We start from the raw sequence: 439 nt of genomic DNA, 5'->3' as shown, positions 1-439 counted from the left end.
TGGCCACGTGCCATTAATTGATCACAACGCACGCGGCGGGGAGAAGAAACCGTTCGCCCCGCATGAACAACAGCGTTATAAAGAACGCACGCAAGCTGAACGTACCAATGGCAGGCTGAAAGACGAATTTGGTGGCACGACAGTACGGGTGCGTGGTAGCGAAAAAGTGATGTCGCATTTGATGTTTGGTTTATTGGTATTGACCGCAGATCAGTTGATGCGTTTATTTACGTAACAGCTTTGCTTTTAAAGAGTCGAAAAAAACAACGTTTCCCAACGTTCATAGGGGCAGTGATGGTCACATAGGGATTGACACGCCATAAAACGATAATCCGGCACAAATTCATGTCACATGTGCCGCTTCAAACAAGAAAACCAATCGCAACAGTGGCCACACCCATGCTCGACTTTACTGGTTTGGGTATTTTGCAAGAAGCTC

The 439-nt window shown here is 46.9% G+C and carries 1 protein-coding gene; it reads left to right on the top strand.

Annotation, left to right across the window (positions count from 1 at the left end):
• Window positions 1–235, top strand: a 235-nt coding sequence (locus QN395_RS21455) for a transposase (protein WP_323493059.1), incomplete at its 5' end; no start/stop codon positions are given.
• Between the last annotated feature and the right edge of the window lie 204 nt (window positions 236–439).

Source organism: Undibacterium sp. RTI2.2, from assembly GCF_035018705.1.
Taxonomy (GTDB): Bacteria; Pseudomonadota; Gammaproteobacteria; order Burkholderiales; family Burkholderiaceae_D; genus Undibacterium.
This window is presented reverse-complemented; position numbering and strand designations above follow the sequence as displayed.